General features: G+C 65.8%; 1 protein-coding gene. It reads left to right on the top strand.

Going from position 1 to position 1,293, the window contains the following annotated elements; translation table 11 throughout:
• Positions 1 to 67 precede the first annotated feature (67 nt).
• Positions 68 to 1,251, top strand: a protein-coding gene (locus BM204_RS22095; RefSeq protein WP_091117778.1) for an IS3 family transposase whose coding sequence is annotated in 2 segments (ribosomal slippage) — positions 68 to 347 and positions 347 to 1,251 — 1,185 coding nt in all. Because the reading frame shifts where the segments join, the coding sequence is not laid out codon by codon here.
• Positions 1,252 to 1,293: the final 42 nt, after the last annotated feature.

Here is a 1,293-nt window from a genome sequence, read left to right as displayed (position 1 = left end):
GGGACTGCCCAGGGATCGGTTGACACCTGACCTGTGAGGATCGCTCCTCGCTGGAAGGATGTCTGTCATGCCGAAGCCGTACCCCAAGGAGTTCCGCGACGATGTCGTGGCCGTTGCCCGCAAGGGCGAAGCTCCGTTGAACCAGATCGCGAAGGACTTCGGGATCTCCGAGGGCTGCCTTCACGGCTGGATGAAGAAAGCCGACATCGAGGACGGTGCCCGGCCAGGCCCGACCGCGGCCGAGTCAGCCGAGCTGCGTGAGGCCAAGAAGCGGATCCGTCTGCTCGAGCAGGAGGCCGAGGTGATGCGACGTGCGGTCGCCTACCTCTCGCGTGACGTCAACCCAAAATGATGTACCCGCTGGTCCTCGAACTGGCCGCGACCGACGCCCCCATCCGGGTGCCGGTCACGGTGACCTGCAGGGTGCTGGGCTTCTCGACCAAGGCGTTCTACAAGTGGCGTGCGCACCCGGTGTGCGCCCGGGACCTGGAAGATGCCTACCTCACCAACGCCGCGCTCGACCTGCACACCGACGACCCGGAGTTCGGCTACCGCCTCATCGCTGATGATCTGCGCGACGCCGGCCACCAGGTCTCCGACAACCGGGTCTGGCGGCTCTGCTCGGCCCAGCGGCTGTTCTCGGTGCACTCCAAGAAGCGTGGCCTGAACCGCAAGCCTGGGCCGCCGGTGCACGACGACCTGCTCGCCGCACTCGACGAGCACGGCCGCACCCGGCACACGTTCGCTGCGGATGCGCCGAACAGCGTTTGGTTGACCGACATCAGTGAGCATCCCACCGGCGAGGGGAAGCTCTACCTGTGCGCGGTCAAGGACCTGCACTCGAACAAGATCGTGGGCTACTCCATCGACTCGCGGATGAAGTCGTCGCTGGCCGTGGCCGCGTTGCGTAACGCCGTCGCACTGCGCGACCCGGTGGACACGATCGTGCATTCGGACCGGGGCAGTCAGTTCAGGTCTCGGAAGTACGTCCACGCTCTGAAGAACGCTGGCCTGCGCGGCTCGATGGGCAGGGTCGGCGCGTGCGGCGACAACGCCGCGATGGAGTCCTTCTTCGCGCTGTTGCAGAAGAACGTCCTGAACCGGAAACGCTGGGAGACCCGCGAGGAGCTCCGCCTCGCGATCGTGGTCTGGATCGAGAAGACCTACCACCGACGACGACGCCAAGCAGCCCTCGGGCGACTGACCCCGATCGAGTTTGAGACCATCTACTCAGCAGCAGACGCTGCCTGAGAACCACCCACCCCGAGTGTCAACCAGAGCCTGGGCAGTCCC

This window comes from Nocardioides psychrotolerans (genome assembly GCF_900113685.1).
GTDB lineage: Bacteria > Actinomycetota > Actinomycetes > Propionibacteriales > Nocardioidaceae > Nocardioides > Nocardioides psychrotolerans.
The sequence above is the reverse complement of the archived record's forward strand: the minus strand, read 5'-3'. Positions and strand labels throughout refer to the sequence as shown.